Here is a 17,987-nt window from a genome sequence, read left to right as displayed (position 1 = left end):
TCCTCCACAATGTGTTAGAATCTAAAATCTCTGTCTCCGTGCTTTATCCTGTCAAGTCTCTCGACCACTATCTGTCTGACTTTCTCATTCGGAATATTCTTCAGCTCATCCTGTATGAGTCTCCGGCCTATCTCCGCGGTCTCCGGCGAAGCATAATCCACCAGATATTCCTCCAGCGTCATGAGTGCGTTCGGATGACAGCAGTTCTGTATCTGTCCGCTCTTGCACAGGCTCATGAACCTGTCGCCGGTTCTGCCCTCTCTGTAACATGCCGTACAGAACGATGGTATATAGCCCTTGGTCATCAGCCAGTTCACAACCTGATCCAGAGTTCTCGTGTCACTGACATCGAACTGCTCCGACTTCTCATCCTCTGGCTCCGGCTCATAGTAACCACCCACACTGGTCTTGGAACCACCACTTATCTGCGACACTCCAAGCCTTATGATCTCGTCCCTGACCTTTGGATTCTCCCTTGTGGAGATTATCATTCCTGTATAAGGAACGGCGATTCTGATACATGCTGCGATCTTGCAGAATACATCGTCGCTTATTCCGTTGTCAAATGCCTCAGGATCTATGTCGTCAGCCTTCTTGACTCTTGGCACACTGATGGTGTGCGGACCAACTCCATGAACAGCCTCAAGGTGCTCCGCATGCATCAGCAGCCCCGCAAATTCGTACCTATACTTGTCCAGACCAAAGAGCACTCCCAGACCCACATCGTCTATACCACCTTCCATAGCACGGTCCATAGCCTCTGTGTGATATGCATAGTCATGCTTCGGTCCATATGGATGAAGCTTCTCATACGCTTCCTTATCGTAGGTCTCCTGGAAGAGGATGTACGTTCCAATTCCTGCCTCGTGCAGCTTCCTGTAGTTCTCCACTGTGGTCGCCGCTATATTTACATTTACACGCCTTATTGCACCGTTCTTGTGCTTGATGCTGTATATCGTGTCTATACACTCCAGGATGTACTCGATAGGATTCATCTGAGGATCCTCACCGGCCTCAATGGCCAGTCTCTTGTGACCCATATCCTGCAGTGCTATGACCTCCCGTCTCACCTCTTCCTGGGTGAGCTTCTTTCTGGCTATATGCTTATTCTTGATGTGATACGGACAATACACACACCCATTTACACAGTAGTTGGACAGATACAGCGGCGCGAACATAACTATTCTGTTGCCGTAGAAGTCCTTCTTGATCTGCTCCGCCAGATCATATATCTCATTTATCTTGTCCGGCATCTCACACGCAAGAAGCACGGATGCCTCCCTGTGGGTAAGCCCCTTCCTGAGCTTTGCCTTCTCTATGATACTGTCGATAAGCTCCACATTGTCCTTGTTCTGATCCGCATAGTCCAGCGTCTCACGGATCTCGCCATCATCTATGAAGTCCTCTGCCTTCATGGATCTCACATCATACATTTTTTGTCAGCCTTCTTTCTTGTATACTGTATGCCCTTCCAATCTTATACACACAATATTATTCAGTGGTCTCCGCCTCTGTTGTCTCCTCACTGTCAGCATCCCCGGAATCGACCGGCGTACTCATGCTGTCTATTTCATCCGGCATACGGACATAGTCCACATACCAGCCATCGTCGCACTTCAACATACATTCCTGAACGTGTACCGTGACCTCGCCGCCATCCTTGCCTGTCACTATCCAGTCGGCTTCCACACTTCTGTACTGGGACACGCCCTTAACTCCGTTGTCCGCAAATTGCTGCTGCACATCCTCTATATTGCTCACCGCCTGTATATCGGTGACCTTGCACTCGATCGTATCTATATCCCCGACCTGCTCATCTGTATACGCTCTGAACTTGTTTATATATATGTCCTGTATGTCACTCACCGACAAAACCTTTGACGAATCCTCAAACTTCTTCACGTATCCCGGGGCTATCATGTCAGCCATCTCTCCGCCATCGCCAAATGCGTATATGCGGGCGGTCTCCTTTGCCAGCTTGTCCGCCTGATATGAAAATCTGTAATAGATCACATAAAATACCGCAAATACTACCACGATCGCCACTGCCAGAACTATTATAAGCTTCTTGAGGAATCCGCTTTTTTCATTACTGTTTCTCTCTTTACTCTGTCCCATATCTCTACTTCCCAATCCTTGTTTTTGTGGTTAAATACCCTTTTATATTGTATTCACCTGATTTGATATAGTCAACACCTAGCTTCCGTAACCCCCGAACGGGCAGATCATCAACATGACCTGCCCGTTCAGAATAATTATCCATATATCGTTACCAACAATTCATTGTCTCCATCGTATCAAGCTTCCTCTGGATCTTGTCAACGACCATATCCCTGATCTCTGTGGTCGTCTTATCCGCTATAACCTCATATGGGATCGGCTCCAGAAATGCAAGCTGTGTCGTCACACGCCTCAGTGACCATCCTTCAAATGGCTTGAAGGAATCATACAGCACGACTGGAACGATAGGACACTTCGCCTTCTTGGCGATCTTGAAGCTTCCCGGCATGAACTCCTTGAGCTCATTGTGACTGTGATCGTATCCTCCCTCCGGGAATAAAATATATCTCCTTCCCGCCTTGATCTCCGTGGATACATCGTTTATAACCTGTACCTGCTGCTTTATGTCTTCCTTGTCAAGTCTCTGTGCCTTCACAAGATCCGTAAGCTGATCTGCTATGAACAGCTTCGACCTCTTGGCATCCATGACATACGTAATCGGTTTGTCATGGGAAACTATAACTCCCAGTACATCATACTTACCCTGATGATTGGCATACATGATATATCCACCCTCCTTAGGAAGGTTCTCCATACCCGTGGCAACCGTCTTGATAAAAGCACGACGTCTCACATGATTGCACATAACCTGTGCCATCTGATAACATATATCCTCACCATATTTTTCCGGGTGTCTAGCATAATACGACATCTTTGGCACATAGTACATGATCAGAAACAAGCACGAAACTATTACCCAAATAAATCTTAACATAAATACCTCTAACCAAATACCTTTAACTCAAAAATGTGTGCATATACATGCACACGTCCTCTTTTTCATAAACTCTTATATACATAGTTCACTGTATATACAGTGAACCATATACTATCTAGTAATTTTCTCAGTAAAGGCAAAAGTTGTCAAGTAACATTTTACCTATTGTGTCTGCACATAAAAAGGCAACGCCACATCGGTTTCATCGTCCCGCTGCTGGCACTGCCTTTTATAATAGACTCGAAGTCCCGCGCTGACGCGCTCTGTCTTCGTCCCGCTGCATCTTTCGACTGACGGGATTCTTCTAGACTCGAAGTCCCGCGCTAACGCGCTCTGTCTTCGTCCCGCTGCACTTTCGACTGACGGGATTCTTCTAGACTCGAAGTCCCGCGCTGACGCGCTCTATGTTCGGCTTACGCCGAACGACTTCTCGTTAAAACCGCTTGAAACCCCCAAATGCCTGCAAGCAGGCGCTTGGGGTTTCTGCGCTAGGTTTTATATCTTCTCTGTCACTCTGAGTCTTGTGAGTGCACGGGCAAGTGATGCCTCGCTCTGCTTGTATTCCTTCAGACTCTCTTTCTGTCTGAGTCTCTCTTCCGCTCTGATCTTTGCCTCCTTGGCTCTGACCCTGTCGATATCCTCCGGCTTCTCTGCGGAATCCACGATAAGGACAACTCGGTTATTTACTATCTGAACAAAGCCCTCACCGACAACACCGACTACCTGCTCACCCTTGCTGGTGGTAATCCTGATCTCGCCTATGCTGGTGGCTATGACCATGTTCTCGTGATGTGCAAGAACCGCTTTCTCTCCATCTTCAAGTGGAAGAATGATCTTCTCTACTCGGCCTTCGAAGAATATCTTATTGCTGGAAATAACTCTCAGATAAAATGTATTCATCTACGCACTTCCTTTACTGACCTTTCTCGGCCTTTTCCTTTACTTCCTCTATAGTACCTACATTGAAGAATGCCCACTCAGGATACTCGTCCATCTCACCGTCAACGATCATCTTGAAGCCCTTGATCGTATCCTTGAGACTTACATACTTTCCAGGAATACCTGTGAAGTTCTCAGCAACATGGAATGGCTGTGACAGGAATCTCTGAACCTTTCTGGCTCTGGTAACTGTAAGCTTATCCTCATCTGACAGCTCCTCCATACCGAGGATTGCGATGATATCCTGCAGCTCCTTGTACTTCTGAAGTATCTCCTGTACACGTCTTGCAACATTATAATGCTCCTCGCCGACTATATCAGCCTCAAGAATTCGTGAGCTTGACTCCAGCGGATCTACTGCCGGATAGATACCCTGCTCAACGATCTTTCTTGAAAGAACTGTATTTGCATCCAGATGCGCAAATGTTGTGGCTGGGGCAGGATCTGTAAGGTCATCGGCTGGCACATATACGGCCTGGACTGACGTGACTGATCCTTCCTTGGTAGATGCGATTCGCTCCTGAAGCTCACCCATCTCATTTGCAAGTGTTGGCTGATAACCAACGGCTGATGGCATACGTCCGAGAAGTGATGAAACCTCTGAACCTGCCTGTGTAAATCTGAATATATTGTCGATGAACAGAAGCACATCCTGATGATTTACATCACGGAAATACTCTGCCATTGTAAGTCCTGTCTCTGCAACTCTCATTCTGGCTCCAGGTGGCTCATTCATCTGTCCGAACACCAGGGCGGTCTTGTCGATAACGCCTGACTCGCTCATCTCTGTCCACAGATCATTTCCCTCTCTTGAACGCTCTCCAACACCGGTGAATATTGAGTATCCACCATGTACGGATGCGATATTCTGGATAAGCTCCTGGATAAGGACTGTCTTACCAACTCCGGCACCGCCGAACAGACCGATCTTACCACCCTTTGAGTAAGGTGCAAGAAGATCTATGACCTTGATACCTGTCTCAAGTATCTCGATGACAGGACTCTGATTCTCAAATGTTGGCGGCTCTCTGTGGATTACCCAGTGCTCTGTGTCTGAGAGATCCTCCTTGCCATCTATTGTCTCACCAAGCACGTTGAACAGACGTCCAAGTGTCTGATTTCCTACTGGAACTTTGATTCCTGATCCGGTCGCAACGACTTCCATATCTCTTGAAAGTCCCTCGCTGGCGGACAGCATGATACATCTTACTGTATTATTTCCTACGTGCTGTGCTACTTCCATAACACATTTTTTTCCATGATTATCTACTTCAAGAGCATCCTTGATGTATGGCAGATCGTTGTCTGGAAATTCTACGTCTACGACAGGTCCCATGACCTGTACTATCTTACCATTTTTCAAAACATCAGACCTCCTTTACAATTATTTATTGAGCTTATTAGCTCCTGTCTCTCTGAGCTCTGGCGCCGCCCGCGATCTCTGTGATCTCCTGCGTTATGGCTGCCTGCCTTGCTCTGTTGTATTTGATATTGAGATCATCTAGCATCTCCTTGGCACTCTTTGTGGCTGAGTCCATCGCCATCATTCGGCTGTTCTGCTCACTGCAGAAGGACTCTACCAAAGCACCGTATATATATCCCATGACGCAGTTTGGCACGATTCGGTCAAGCACCGCCTTAGGTGAAGGCTCCATGGTGATCTCCTCGTGGAACACATCCGCAGGAACGCCTGCGAAGTCAGTTCTCTTCATAGGGAGAAGCTGTATCATCTGTGGCTCCACGACCACACTGCTCTTCATGTTGGTATATATGATGTATACTTCATCTATATCGCCGTTCTCATAGTTTTCAAGCATCTTGTCCGCTATGACTCTGGCTCTGTGAAGACTAGGATTCTGCGCTGTATACTGGAAATGTATATCTATAGGCACTCCCTTCTTGGCGAAGTAGTGTCTTCCAACCTGGCCGACTACATACAGCTCACTGTTCGGGTGGGCTGCAAGCTCCTGCTCAGCTATTTTGATTACATTGTGGTTGTAAGCTCCTGCCATACCTTTATCGGCGGTGATCACAAGATATCCACGTCTTCTGTCCTCTTCCTTGATTCCCTCTCTACTGTCGAAGTACAAGTGCTCCATCTCAGGAACATGTCTGAGCATTCTGGCAAGGGCAACCTGAAGTGTGTAGAAATACGGCTCCGTATTCTCAAGATCTGTCCTGGCCTTTTTCAGCTTGGAAGATGAGATCATATACATTGCATTGGTGATCTTCTGAGTATCCTTGATACTCTTTATTCTATTCTGGATTTCTTTGGTATTTGCCAATCAAATCACCTCTCAACGAATCTTCTTATTTCTCCTGAGATCTATCTCTCGATAAACTCCTTAGCGGCTGCGACTATCTTGTCCTTCAGCTCATCGGTAAGCACCTGCTTCTCCTCGATCTCATCCACGATATCCTTATGGGCACTGTGGAAGTATTCAAGCATCTCAAGTTTCTTCTTCTTGACCTCTGAAACCTCAACTGGAAGGAATACCTTATTGGTAGCTGCTACCAGGATGATAACCTCCTCGGCCATTGACAGCGGATTACACAGAGGCTGCTTTAAAAGCTCCATAAGTCCCTTGCCATACTGAAGCTGTTCCTTGGTGTTCTCATCAAGATCTGAACTGAACTGTGTGAACACCTCCATCTCTCTGTACTGTGCCAGGTCGATACGGATACTTCCTGCGGCCTTCTTCATCGCCTTTGTCTGCGCTGCACCACCAACTCGTGATACCGACAGACCGACGTTGACAGCAGGTCTCATACCTGAGAAGAACAGATCGCTCTCGAGGAATATCTGTCCATCTGTGATAGATATAACATTTGTAGGTATATAAGCAGATACATCGCCTGCCTGTGTCTCGATAATAGGAAGGGCTGTGATGGAGCCTCCGCCCAGCTCATCCTTAAGCTTACTTGATCTCTCAAGAAGTCTTGAATGGAGATAGAATACATCTCCAGGATATGCCTCACGTCCTGGTGAACGTCCGAGAAGCAGTGACAATGTTCTGTAAGCAACAGCGTGCTTTGACAGATCATCGTACACGATCAGCACATCCTTGCCCTTATGCATGAAATACTCAGCGATCGCTGTACCTGAATAAGGCGCAATATACTGAAGTGGTGCTGAATCACTTGCTGTAGATGCAACGACTATCGTGTAGTCCATGGCATCATATTTGTTCAGGTTATTTACAACCTTGGCTATTGTTGAAGCCTTCTGGCCTATAGCCACATATACACAGATGACATCCTTGCCCTTCTGATTCAGAATGGTATCTATCGCTATGGATGTCTTACCTGTCTGTCTGTCTCCTATGATCAGCTCTCTCTGTCCTCTTCCGATTGGGAACATGGCATCTATCGAGAGGATTCCTGTCTGAAGCGGCTGGTTGACCGACTTACGATCAACTATGCTTGGAGCCGGATTCTCTATTGGACGATAATCCGTTGACTCTATGCTGCCCTTTCCATCTATAGGTGCTCCAAGGGCATCAACTATACGTCCGATAAATGCATCGCCTACAGGGATGCCTGCACGCTTTCCCGTTCTGCTGACCTTTGTTCCTTCTTTGATTCCTGTATCACGACCGAACAGAATACATCCTATCTCTGTTCTTCTGATATCCTGAACCATACCTTTGACACCATTCTCAAAAACAACGATCTCGCCGTACATGGCATTGTCTATACCGTATACGGTTACGATTCCATCACCTACATAGATGACCTTACCGACTTCTTTGTCCCTGGAGTCAAAATCATAATTCTCTATCTCTTCTTTGAGTATAGAAATAATATCCTCTGAACTAATTGAACTCAATTTATCACCTCATAACCAGTTTCTGTCTAAGGGATTTGTACCTGCCCAGAATGCTTCTGTCGTACTCGCGGTCTCCCGTTCTTATGACAAATCCACCTATCAATTCTTTTTTCTCCACCATAGAAAGCTGTACCGCCTTGCTTCCATACTCTTTCATAAGGAAGTTCTCGATACCTGCCTTCTGCTTATCAGTTGGCGGTGTGACATAATAGAGAGTTGCCGAAAGGATATCCTGCTGCTCTCTGGCATACTTCTCATACTCGTCAAATATGTCATGTATCATGTCAAATCCATCGTTGTCACACAGGGTCTTCATGAAATTTACCAGATCCTTATTGCCAAATCTGTCAAATACCCTGTCAACGACCTTGCGCTTGTCCGCGTGGCTGACCACCGGATCTGCCAGTGCATATACCAGCTCCGGACTACCATCCACAAGCGCCTTTATCTCCTCCACCATGTCCTGACTGATTCCAAGCTGATAGAGGACAATTCCGTAATTAATTGCCTTCTGTGTCACCTGAATCACCTACTTCATTCAAAAACTCGTCATACATGGCAGCTCCTGCTGATTCCGCATCACCTTCACCGCCCACGATCTTGCCGGCTGCTGCCATGGCAAGCTCTGCGATCTGTGACTGCATATCAGAAAGTGCCTTGTTCTGCTTGATCTCTATGGTCTTCTCCGCATCCTTTATCATCTTGACTGACTTTGCATCAGCCTGATCTATGATACGGCTGTACTCATTCTGGGCCTCCACACGGGATTTCTCACGGAGATCCCTGCACTCAGCATCAACCCCTGCAAGGGTATCCTCATACTGAGACTTGAGTTTCATTGCTTCAGCCTTCTGATTGTTGGCATCCGATATGGTGCCAGCGATCATATCTTCTCTCTTCTTGATGACATCGTTGAGCGGTCCTATCAAGAACTTCTTCAAAAGAAGAAACAGAACTATTAAGTTGATAATGGTGAATGCTATTGTAGAAAATTCTATATCAATCATATAGCCACTCCTATCTTTCTGTTTCTATTATCCGCATCTCTTCTGCAATTCCAGATTTCTATTAGATATTTCTATTAAAATATCCATCTGACCAAAAATCTGATTACTTAAGAAGAATGATTGCAAGAAGTCCGATTACGAAACCGTAGATAGCTGTTGCCTCTGCAAGGGCACAACCGATGATAAGAAGCTTTGTGATCTTTCCGTCTGCCTCCGGCTGTCTAGCTACAGCCTCAACTGCCTTTGATGTTGCAAGACCAATTCCAAGTCCTGCGCCAAGTCCTACTAATGCTGCTATACCTGCTCCAATTGCTAATAATCCGTTCATATCATTTTCTCCTTCTTATTTTCATTTTTAAAATCAGATAATCTTTACTCCATCGCTTCCTGCATGTAAAGCGTAGTCAGGAAAGTAAATACAAATGCCTGTAAAAATCCATCAAAGAAATCAAAGTACAGGCTGAGTGGGATAGGGACAATGAGTGGAACTACTGCCTCTATCAGCTTCATGATGACGAATGCTCCGAGAACATTACCAAAAAGTCGCATACACAGCGACAGCGGCTTGATGACAAGCTCAAGTACATTAAGCGGTGCAACTATTGCTACCGGCTCTGCAAAACTCTTGACCCAGCCTTTTGTCCCCTTTCCTCGTATTCCTGCCACCTGTACGAGTATGATACTCATGATGGCCAGTGAGGCTGTCACATTCAGATCCTTTGTCGGTGGTTTAAAGCCAAATACACCCATGATGTTGGCCATGCCGATGTACAGAATAACCGTTATCAGATACGGAACATACTTCATGCCCGCCTCTCCGATAACACCTTTGAACAGGTTGTTAAAAGTAGTTATTATGGTCTCCAACACAAGCTGTTTCTTACCCGGATTCTCAACTTTTAGATTCCTTACAAGGATAATCGACAACAGCACAAGCACTGCCATAATGATCCATGTTACCACCACAGATTCTGTTACCGGTATTCCACCAAATATTGGTATTGTAAATACTGTTTTGCATTGGAGTTCATTGGATAACTCTTCTGCCAGATCCGTAAGACATCACTTCCTTTCACACTGTTTTCTATCAGGTGTTTGCGAAAATTCAAATATCCTAGTGTCTGAGCTGCTTTAGCATACCCATCAGGGAGCGCTCCCGCTTAACTCAGCCTGCTGCGGTACTAAGATGCCGCTAACGCGCCATCTAAGGACCGGCGGCTTCGTATATCCCTGAGTGGGTAAAGCTAAACAGCTCAGGCACATTCTCAATTACTTATTTCGCAACCACCTATATGTCAAAACACTATTTCTTCTCTCATTTATTATTTGTTTATTATAGAAATAGCATTCCTGGCATCTGCCTCAGACAGCCCCACAAGTACGTTCTCTGTGTTGATCCAGTGAGAATCGAGTTCATGAGCCTCCCAGTCCATATCCATATCATCCAGTATGACATATCCCTCTACGGAATTCGCAGTCACATAATCCTTGACTGCACAGGCTCTGGTATAATCTCCATACTTGCTTCTGAGCTCATCCCCTGAAGAAGTTGCCCCATATACTTCCATTCCAGCATCCGCAAGTCTGTCTATCAGTTCCCTTACGTGTGCCTTACTGATATCCTTATCAATCACCTGTTTTCTCCAGTCACTTGTCATGACCAGCTTCGCTCCTGTGGCATCCACAACCATCTTGAGGTTAGCCACATTCTTAGGATTGATAAACTCCCCATGCTTCTCACACAGGAATTTCTCCGAATTCAGTACGCCGTCTACATCAAAAAATACTACATTCATACGGTCATACTCCCCTATCTTTTTTCTAAAAAGCTACTCTCGCTCCTTGCTTGCGTATTTTATCACCATTCAAAACAAATTTAAAGTCATATATTTGCCCTTATAGTCAAATTTTAATCATTTTTTATTTTTGTATTATTTTTCGTAACAAAAACAGTTTTTTGTCACAGTTTTCCCAAGAAACCCGCATAAAATCTAACATATCGCCAGTTTATACTTTTTTTATAATTTTAACATTTCGTTTATAATTAGCTTTTCTTCCAAATCATCAAAGTAAAATTCGCCACGCCCATCACCCTTCCGCCAGAAACAGGCTGGGTATTCTTCCGCGGCTGTATATCATCTGCTATATATGTGGTATCGGTAGCGAATACGACTGAGCTTCGGTGCTTCTTGCCGAGTTGGAAACCGTATCGCCCTTATCGCGGCCGGAAACGAGTGCATATAGAAGCTAAGCCGAAGCGAAGGAAGTAGAGCGTGATACCACATATATAGCAGATGATATACCCGCCCCGCGGAAGAATACTCAGCCGTCCGTCCTTCGCCCCCCCACGAAAAAAGGCTATCTCGTGTTCGACGCCCTAACGCTCGACACGTGATAGCCTTGTTCCCTCTGCCGTAATCCGTCACCCCCATTGTGACAGACTATTGTAGAAAATGACCCCCTTGTCATCTCTCGATGTAACAGATAAATTCATTATATCATATTTAATTTCATATTAAAGAGCAGTTCATACACTTTTCTGCGCACACACAAATCGCAAAAGTGTATATTCTTACACTTTTCAACTGGACAAGCCTGTTTCTTCTATTATATAATGTTACTGAGGTGAATTACATGCAGCAACAATACGATATAGGGAAAAGACTCAGGGAAGTCATGGCTGAACGCGGGGTTACGATCAGTCAGTTAGCTGAGATGACAGATGTCTCTGAGGATACGATAAAAGCCATCAGGAGCGGCAAGACCAAGAGCCCGGGAATACAGCTTATGATATCCATCGCAGACGCACTTGGATGTACCATGGATGGATTTCTCCACAGGCGCAGCCTTACGGACGAGGAATTGTATCTCCTGCAAAAATACAGAACACTCAACATCCACGGCAAGCGGATGGTCATGCTAATGGCGGACTCTGAAGATCACATGCAGAAGAAGCTTCCTTCAGCGGATGCGTACTGCGCCAAAACGCGCAGGATTCCGTGTATTTCCTCAACTCACACGCTTGCTTCCAATTCAGACTACTCAACACACGCGACAGAATTTATAGAGATACCCGCCGATTATTTTCCAAAGGCAGATTATTGTCTGAGGCTCACGACCAATATGCTCCATCCTATCTATATTAAGGATGATATTATAGCCGTGGAACAAAACTTTCCTCATTTCGGAGATATTGCGTTATTCCTGAACGAGAATGGAGTCGAGATGATCAGAAAATATACAGAAAAAGATGGCTCACCATACCTTGAAGCTGTCAGCAGATGTGATAGATCCCTGTATCTCACAAGTGATATCATTTGTCTGGGAACGATCCTCGGAATCGTCCGTCTGGAAGACACAAGAAAACCGCCTATTACATAAAGGCGGTTTTTCTTATATATAAATATTATGATGTCGATTACTCTGCTCCACCGGTGATAAGCCATGGTGACGGCTGGGTAACGAACATGTTGTCCTTGTTGGTTTTGGATACAGATATCTGAATAGCCTCCATATTCTTTATTCCGAGCTTGTCAAATATGAGCTTTGCCTGTGCAAGTATTCCAAGATCAAGTGTGTATATGACAAACTGCATATTCGGATTGATCTTGAGCAGTCTCTCCATATCTGACTCCAGATAATGATTTGCAACTATGAATGCCAGTCTCGGAACAGGTATGGCTGCCAGAGTCTCCTCGCTCATATCTGGGATTATCTGTACATTATGTACTCCGAACTTGTCAACATTCTCCTCCATGGATCTTCTCGAACCCTCGTCCGGCTCAACGGCTATAATGTTGCCCTCGCTTGCCACGATCGCAGCCTCAATGACTATACTCTCGGCCTGGAGTGCCAGGATGGTGTCATGCGTATCCACATCCAGCAGACTCATGATGACTGCTCTTATCTCCTTGCCGACATAGTGTACTGTTCCAGCCGAGAAGAAATCATTTGCAATTCCGTATCTGACGGATTCCCTTGTCTTCTCGTTCATGATGAATATAACTGTAGGCCCTGTTATCTTCCTGTTCAGCACCTTCTCCAGCTTGTCATGGTGAACCTCGCCGCCGGGCTCCACACCCTCTGCATACCACATGTCATACTCGCCAAAGCCCTTCTCCCAAAGCGTGTACAACAGATCCTCATGACTCTGATCTGCAAATATAAGAACTCTCTTGTGTGTGTCTATAGTCGGAACAACGTTCTTCTGCTTTCCGCATATATTCAGCATCTTTATCTTCTCAGGACTGACCTTCATTATGTCTGCAAAATAGCCAAGCCAACTGAGCATATCCTTGTTCTCGTACATAACCATAACCCTCCTTTAGTTGTCCGTCCAATCTTTTATATAGCATATTTATTATACTATTTTATCGATCTTCTGTACACCCAAAGAGAGGCAAACAGACACTTTTTTGACTGTCATCAACTTACCACGTTCAGCTTGTGATCTCTATACATATTGTATACGGACTCCGGAAGCTTATCGTCGGTTATGATGGTGAATTCCGGCTGGAGATCACTGAGCTTGAAATCTCCCTTTGTCTCGAATTTCGTGCTGTCCGCCAGCAGAAATACCTCGCTAGCATGGCCTATCAGCATGCACTGATTCTCATAGGTCTCCCTTATAAAATCATGTGCGCCATCCTCGACCGAAAGTGCCGAAGGTACTACAAATGCCTTTGAAAAATACAGTTTCTGCATCGCCTCATGTGTCAGGAAGCCATAAAACAACTTCTCCTTCGGGAGATATTCACCGCCCAGCAGGGTTATCCTGTAATTTTCACATTCCGATAATATGGAGAACACCTCCGAGGAATAGGTTATGACGGATAGTGAGTCAAAATTGCGCGCCTTCAGTGCCATGGCGAACAATGACGCCGTGCTGCCTGAATCTATCGCTATGGTGTCTCCATCCTTCACATACTCAAGCGCTTTCCTGGCTATCTGCTCCTTGAGTTCCATATTGGATGTGCCCCTGACATCCATATTCTCAAACCGGTATCTCTTCTTCACAGAAACCGCACCGCCGTGTACCCTCGTGAGCATGTTGTTATTTTCAAGATCCTCAAGATCACGTCTCACCGTCTCGGTCGACACGCCCAGCAGCTCAACCAGTCTGGCAACAGTAACCGAATGATTAAGATTTACCTGATCCAATATTATCTGTTTACGCTGATCTGCTAACATCTGTCCCCTCCCTTACTTCCTTATAAACTGAGCCCTATGTTTTCTGACCTGCAACATGATTGTATCAAAATAAGCGGTGCCGTGTAAACCTTTATTCCGACATATCCAGTCCATACAGCCTGCAGAGAACCGCAGTATATCCCTCTATACAGTCGAGGATCCTGTCGATCTCCACATGCTCCTTTGCCTGATGCGCCTGACTCATCATCGCACCCGAATATCCTATAGTCGGTATGTTGTATTTGCCGCATATAACGCTTCCGTCGGTTCCAAACTGCCAATATATCTTTTCAACATCCTGACCAAGCTCCTTAAGCGTCCTGTATGTCAGCTCGACATACTCATTATCCTTGCCGGTCACCCACGCCGGATGCTGCTTTGCCGCCTCCGCCTCATAACCGGTGTAACACGTCCTCTTATTCATTCTCGGATGAACGACAGCTCTGAGCTCAGGATCATTTTTCTTCTGCTCATCCAGGAATTTCTGAACCCTGCTCACCGTATCCTCTATGGTCATAGGTGGCACATATCTCTGATCCACTGTGATCTCACAATAGTCCGGCACACAGGAATACTTCTGTCCCGGTGTTACCACCACATCAGTGATGACCATGGACGTCTTACCCATCTCATGTACGAGCGGTTCCCTGCCAAAGTTATGCATGATCGCATCCATTATAGGGAGAGCTTTCTCAACAGCATTTATGCCCTCCTGCGGAGCAGACGAGTGCGCCACCTTACCGTACACCTCTATGACAAGCTCGATCTTGCCTCGCTGTCCGATGGCAAGATTGCCGTCTGACGGCTCCCCCAGATAGCACAGGTCAACATCAAGGCCGTGCTCCGGAAGAGTGTGCTCCATAAGATAAATCGTTCCGATACTCTCCGCCGGCTCCTCATGGACGACTGCAGCAAATATAAGATTGCCCGATATCTTCGCCCCGGCATCCACCAGCTTTTTGATCTCCATAAATGCAAAGAATTCCGAAGTCAGGCCAGCAAGCATATCGCTTATGCCTCTGCCGTATAACTTTCCATCCTCCACCTTCGGCTCAAATGGCGAATACGGACTCCATGCATCTATGCTTCCCTCAGGCACAACATCCATATGTCCAGTCAGAAGCACGTTTGGACCGTCACCCTCTCCGCGGATGACTCCGACCACGTTGCCGCACTCATCGCGGAAATGCTCAATACCAAGCTCCTCCATGGCCTGCATAAACACCTCCGAGGTGGCTCTCTCCTCCCCGGAATATGCCTGTGCGCGTATATTCTTACTGACAAATTCTACCCATGAATCTTCCATATTCTTATAATAATCTTTCATGATATACATCTCCCTTTCCTGAACCGGTTTCATAATACGATCTGCTGATCATCAACTGATACGGGTACTCTTCTCCCTCGCAACGTCGAGCCAGTAATCCAGCCTTGAATCGAGCCAGAAATGCTGCAGTCTCGCCATCTTCTGTCCATACCAGTTCATGTAATCAAACTCCACGTTGGAGCTGGCCGCCTGATACAGTGCCCAATACGCCCACTTGATATCGCAGGCTATCTTGTTCAGCTTCATTCTGGCAAATGCTCTCTCATCAACCTTGCCTCCGCCGTATATCTTCATCATCTCCACGTCCATATCCTCGGTGAAATAGTTCACAGCAGATATCAGACCCAGATCCACATAAGGATCATTCATGGACGCATACTCATAATCTATGATCTTCAGATCATTTGTCTCCTCGTTGTACATCAGGTTGTTTGTCCAGAAATCATTGTGGCACGGACACAGCTCCTCACTGCCCGCCAGTGCCTTCTCAATAGCAGAGAGCAGATACTCCATCTTGTCATTAAACGGTGATATATAGCCGCCCTTCTTCGCCCTTGCGTTCATATCCCACGCCTGTTCAAATATGCTCTGCTTCAGGTTCAGCGGCTTTGTCTCGAGATGGTGGAAGTCCCTGATCCTCTCGAATATCGACTGGAATATATCTTTGTCATACACATCGCCAAATGTCACCTGGCGGTAGCCGTCAAGCCACTGGAATATCTCAACACCTGTATCCTCGAAATAATAATAGACTCTTGGGCCTGCCTTGCTCTCGTCCGCGATCACATTTGCCTCGTGGCATACTTCACGGTTTATGTAATCCGTGCCGGCTCCCGGTATCTTGAGGAAGAAATGCTCTCCCTCCACATCCACTTTGAAATTCGGATTCGTTATTCCTCCTGAAACGGGCTTGCAACTGATCTCCTTGCCCTTCCAGTCATCGACCCTTGCGATCGCCTCATCAATTGTTGTCTTGCGCATAAAAAAGCCTCCTCTCCTACTTGCTCTCATCAATCAATGCTTCTCTTCCAACCTCTCCGGTTCTAACCTTCACAACATTTTTCACATCGTATACGAATATCTTGCCATCGCCATAGTTGCCGGAGTACAGCACCTTCTCCGCAGTTTCCACAACCCTGGACACAGGTACAGTGCTGACTATGACCTCGACCTTCACTTTAGGAAGCAGGTTCAGATCCGCATCCGAGCTGCGGTAATATTTGTCATTATTTCCCTTCTGTATACCATATCCGGTCACATCCGTGATCGTAACTCCAGTTACATTTATGTCATTCATGGCGTGAAGCAGTGCGTCAAGCTTGTTCTTTCTCGCTATGATGACCACCTTGGATATGTTAAGATTCTCCGCATTTTCTGTGCTGTCAAATGCCTTGCCATCGATCTTAGGCACATTCATCATAGGCGCGCTTATTCCGTCTGAGGACAGCACCTCTGTGTAAGTATTTGAAAATCCGTGCTCACTGATATCCAGTCCATCCATCTCATCCTCAGCCGATACACGAAGGCCGATGGTCTTCTGAACGATCTTGAACAGTAGTGCCGAAGCTGCAAATACATACAGGAACACAACTATTCCGCCAAGGATCTGGATTCCGCACTGATAGCCACCACCGCCGAGCAGCAGTCCCTTTGTCTTTGTGGCGGTTCCATCAGAGAATAATCCAACCGCTACAGTTCCCCACAGGCCACCGAATCCGTGTGCCGCGATGGCTCCCACAGGATCATCTATCTTTACCACGTTCTCTATGAAATGCATTCCCCCAACTACTATCGCTCCGGACACGATTCCGACCAACACCGCAAGTGGTGTACTTATAACGTCGGCTCCCGCAGTGATAGAAACCAGGCCTGCCAGAGCGCCGTTGAGTGTCATGGCGATATCCGGCTTCTTCTTCCACGCCCAGCTTATACACATCGCTGTGACTGCTCCAGCCGCAGCGGATAGATTGGTGTTACAGAACACCTTGCCAACTAGCGACACCGTATCTCCTGTCAGTGGCAGAACCGAGCTTCCGTTGAAGCCGAACCAGCCAAACCACAGGATAAATATTCCAAGCACTGACAGCGGCATGCTGTGTCCCGGTATCTTCTTCGACTTTCCGCTTCTTGAATACTTTCCGATACGCGGGCCGAGCATCCACGCTCCTGCAAATGCAGCGGCACCGCCCACCATATGTACAACTGTGGATCCGGCAAGATCATGGAATCCGAGCTGTGCCAGCCAGCCGTCTCCCCATATCCAGTGTCCCGATATAGGATAGATCACCAGACTTATCATCAGACTGTAGATACAATATGCTGCAAATTTAGTTCTCGCCGCCATGGCACCCGACACGATGGTCGCCGCCGTCGCAGCGAATACTGTCTGAAATATCAGGAATGCCCAGAATGGGATCCCGTCAGGAAGCATGCCGCCTCCATATACCGATTCCATTGCCACGCCCTTGATCTTACCCAGTACAGCTCCGTCGCCGCCATACATAATTCCGAATCCTATCAACCAGAACGTCACCGAACCGATACAATAGTCAACCAGATTCTTCATGGCAATATTTCCTGCATTTTTTACCCTCGTCATGCCGGTCTCAAGCATCGCAAAGCCCGCCTGCATGAAGAAAATGAGTACCGTTCCTACCATAATCCATATCGTACTGACTGCACTATATTCCATCACGA

The 17,987-nt window shown here is 46.5% G+C and carries 18 protein-coding genes; 1 reads left to right on the top strand and 17 read right to left on the bottom strand.

The window, feature by feature from the left end; translation table 11 throughout:
• Window positions 1–14: 14 nt before the first annotated feature.
• The 12 genes from hydG to DW025_RS10370 form a co-directional block, all read right to left on the bottom strand.
• On the bottom strand, window positions 15–1,433 hold the full coding sequence (gene hydG / locus DW025_RS10425) for a [FeFe] hydrogenase H-cluster radical SAM maturase HydG (RefSeq protein WP_119999822.1): 1,419 nt from the start codon (window positions 1,431–1,433) through the stop codon (window positions 15–17).
• Window positions 1,434–1,491: 58 nt separating this feature from the next.
• Window positions 1,492–2,118 (bottom strand): hypothetical protein, encoded by a 627-nt coding sequence (locus DW025_RS10420; protein WP_022216967.1) that lies wholly within the window; start codon window positions 2,116–2,118, stop codon window positions 1,492–1,494.
• A 151-nt stretch (window positions 2,119–2,269) separates the two neighbouring features.
• Window positions 2,270–2,995: a lysophospholipid acyltransferase family protein gene (locus tag DW025_RS10415; protein ID WP_022216968.1), complete on the bottom strand. Its 726-nt coding sequence runs from the start codon at window positions 2,993–2,995 to the stop codon at window positions 2,270–2,272.
• A gap of 498 nt (window positions 2,996–3,493) precedes the next feature.
• Complete coding sequence (atpC, locus tag DW025_RS10410; protein WP_117550214.1) at window positions 3,494–3,898, bottom strand: ATP synthase F1 subunit epsilon; 405 nt, start codon at window positions 3,896–3,898, stop codon at window positions 3,494–3,496.
• Between the two features lie 13 nt (window positions 3,899–3,911).
• Window positions 3,912–5,300, bottom strand: a complete 1,389-nt coding sequence (atpD, locus tag DW025_RS10405) for a F0F1 ATP synthase subunit beta (protein WP_022216970.1) — start codon at window positions 5,298–5,300, stop codon at window positions 3,912–3,914.
• A gap of 37 nt (window positions 5,301–5,337) precedes the next feature.
• A complete protein-coding gene (gene atpG / locus DW025_RS10400) occupies window positions 5,338–6,222 on the bottom strand; it encodes an ATP synthase F1 subunit gamma (RefSeq protein WP_022216971.1) in 885 nt (294 codons plus the stop codon).
• A gap of 41 nt (window positions 6,223–6,263) precedes the next feature.
• Window positions 6,264–7,766, bottom strand: a complete 1,503-nt coding sequence (atpA, locus tag DW025_RS10395; RefSeq protein ID WP_022216972.1) for a F0F1 ATP synthase subunit alpha — start codon at window positions 7,764–7,766, stop codon at window positions 6,264–6,266.
• 4 nt (window positions 7,767–7,770) lie between these two features.
• Window positions 7,771–8,286 carry an ATP synthase F1 subunit delta gene (gene atpH / locus DW025_RS10390; protein WP_055145112.1) on the bottom strand — a complete coding sequence of 172 codons (516 nt, stop codon included), beginning with the start codon at window positions 8,284–8,286 and terminating at the stop codon, window positions 7,771–7,773.
• On the bottom strand, window positions 8,267–8,773 hold the full coding sequence (gene atpF / locus DW025_RS10385; protein WP_022216974.1) for a F0F1 ATP synthase subunit B: 507 nt from the start codon (window positions 8,771–8,773) through the stop codon (window positions 8,267–8,269). Before atpF ends, atpH begins: the two co-directional genes overlap by 20 nt.
• Window positions 8,774–8,876: 103 nt before the next feature.
• Window positions 8,877–9,101, bottom strand: coding sequence for an ATP synthase F0 subunit C (atpE, locus tag DW025_RS10380; protein ID WP_004852001.1), 225 nt, complete (start codon window positions 9,099–9,101; stop codon window positions 8,877–8,879).
• Window positions 9,102–9,145: 44 nt separating this feature from the next.
• Complete coding sequence (locus tag DW025_RS10375; protein ID WP_071849465.1) at window positions 9,146–9,823, bottom strand: F0F1 ATP synthase subunit A; 678 nt, start codon at window positions 9,821–9,823, stop codon at window positions 9,146–9,148.
• Between the two features lie 272 nt (window positions 9,824–10,095).
• On the bottom strand, window positions 10,096–10,569 hold the full coding sequence (locus tag DW025_RS10370; RefSeq protein WP_118016934.1) for an HAD domain-containing protein: 474 nt from the start codon (window positions 10,567–10,569) through the stop codon (window positions 10,096–10,098).
• A gap of 838 nt (window positions 10,570–11,407) precedes the next feature.
• On the opposite strand from DW025_RS10370, the gene DW025_RS10365 reads away from it, so the two are divergent.
• Window positions 11,408–12,154, top strand: coding sequence for a helix-turn-helix domain-containing protein (locus DW025_RS10365; RefSeq protein ID WP_117550203.1), 747 nt, complete (start codon window positions 11,408–11,410; stop codon window positions 12,152–12,154).
• A gap of 37 nt (window positions 12,155–12,191) precedes the next feature.
• Here DW025_RS10365 and DW025_RS10360 read toward each other — a convergent pair whose 3' ends face one another.
• The 5 genes from DW025_RS10360 to DW025_RS10340 all read right to left on the bottom strand — a co-directional run bounded on the left by DW025_RS10360 (window position 12,192) and on the right by DW025_RS10340 (window position 17,982).
• Window positions 12,192–13,082: a Precorrin-6B methylase 2 gene (locus DW025_RS10360; RefSeq protein ID WP_117550201.1), complete on the bottom strand. Its 891-nt coding sequence runs from the start codon at window positions 13,080–13,082 to the stop codon at window positions 12,192–12,194.
• Between the two features lie 116 nt (window positions 13,083–13,198).
• Window positions 13,199–13,963 (bottom strand): DeoR/GlpR family DNA-binding transcription regulator, encoded by a 765-nt coding sequence (locus tag DW025_RS10355; RefSeq protein ID WP_117550200.1) that lies wholly within the window; start codon window positions 13,961–13,963, stop codon window positions 13,199–13,201.
• Between the two features lie 91 nt (window positions 13,964–14,054).
• On the bottom strand, window positions 14,055–15,290 hold the full coding sequence (locus DW025_RS10350; protein ID WP_165854782.1) for a M20 family metallopeptidase: 1,236 nt from the start codon (window positions 15,288–15,290) through the stop codon (window positions 14,055–14,057).
• A 51-nt stretch (window positions 15,291–15,341) separates the two neighbouring features.
• Window positions 15,342–16,271, bottom strand: coding sequence for a choline kinase family protein (locus tag DW025_RS10345; RefSeq protein WP_055224028.1), 930 nt, complete (start codon window positions 16,269–16,271; stop codon window positions 15,342–15,344).
• Window positions 16,272–16,287: 16 nt separating this feature from the next.
• Window positions 16,288–17,982 carry an ammonium transporter gene (locus tag DW025_RS10340; protein WP_118016938.1) on the bottom strand — a complete coding sequence of 565 codons (1,695 nt, stop codon included), beginning with the start codon at window positions 17,980–17,982 and terminating at the stop codon, window positions 16,288–16,290.
• Window positions 17,983–17,987: the final 5 nt, after the last annotated feature.

This window comes from Coprococcus sp. AF38-1 (genome assembly GCF_003603945.1).
In the GTDB taxonomy this organism is placed as follows: Bacteria; Bacillota; Clostridia; order Lachnospirales; family Lachnospiraceae; genus Coprococcus; species Coprococcus aceti.
This window is presented reverse-complemented; position numbering and strand designations above follow the sequence as displayed.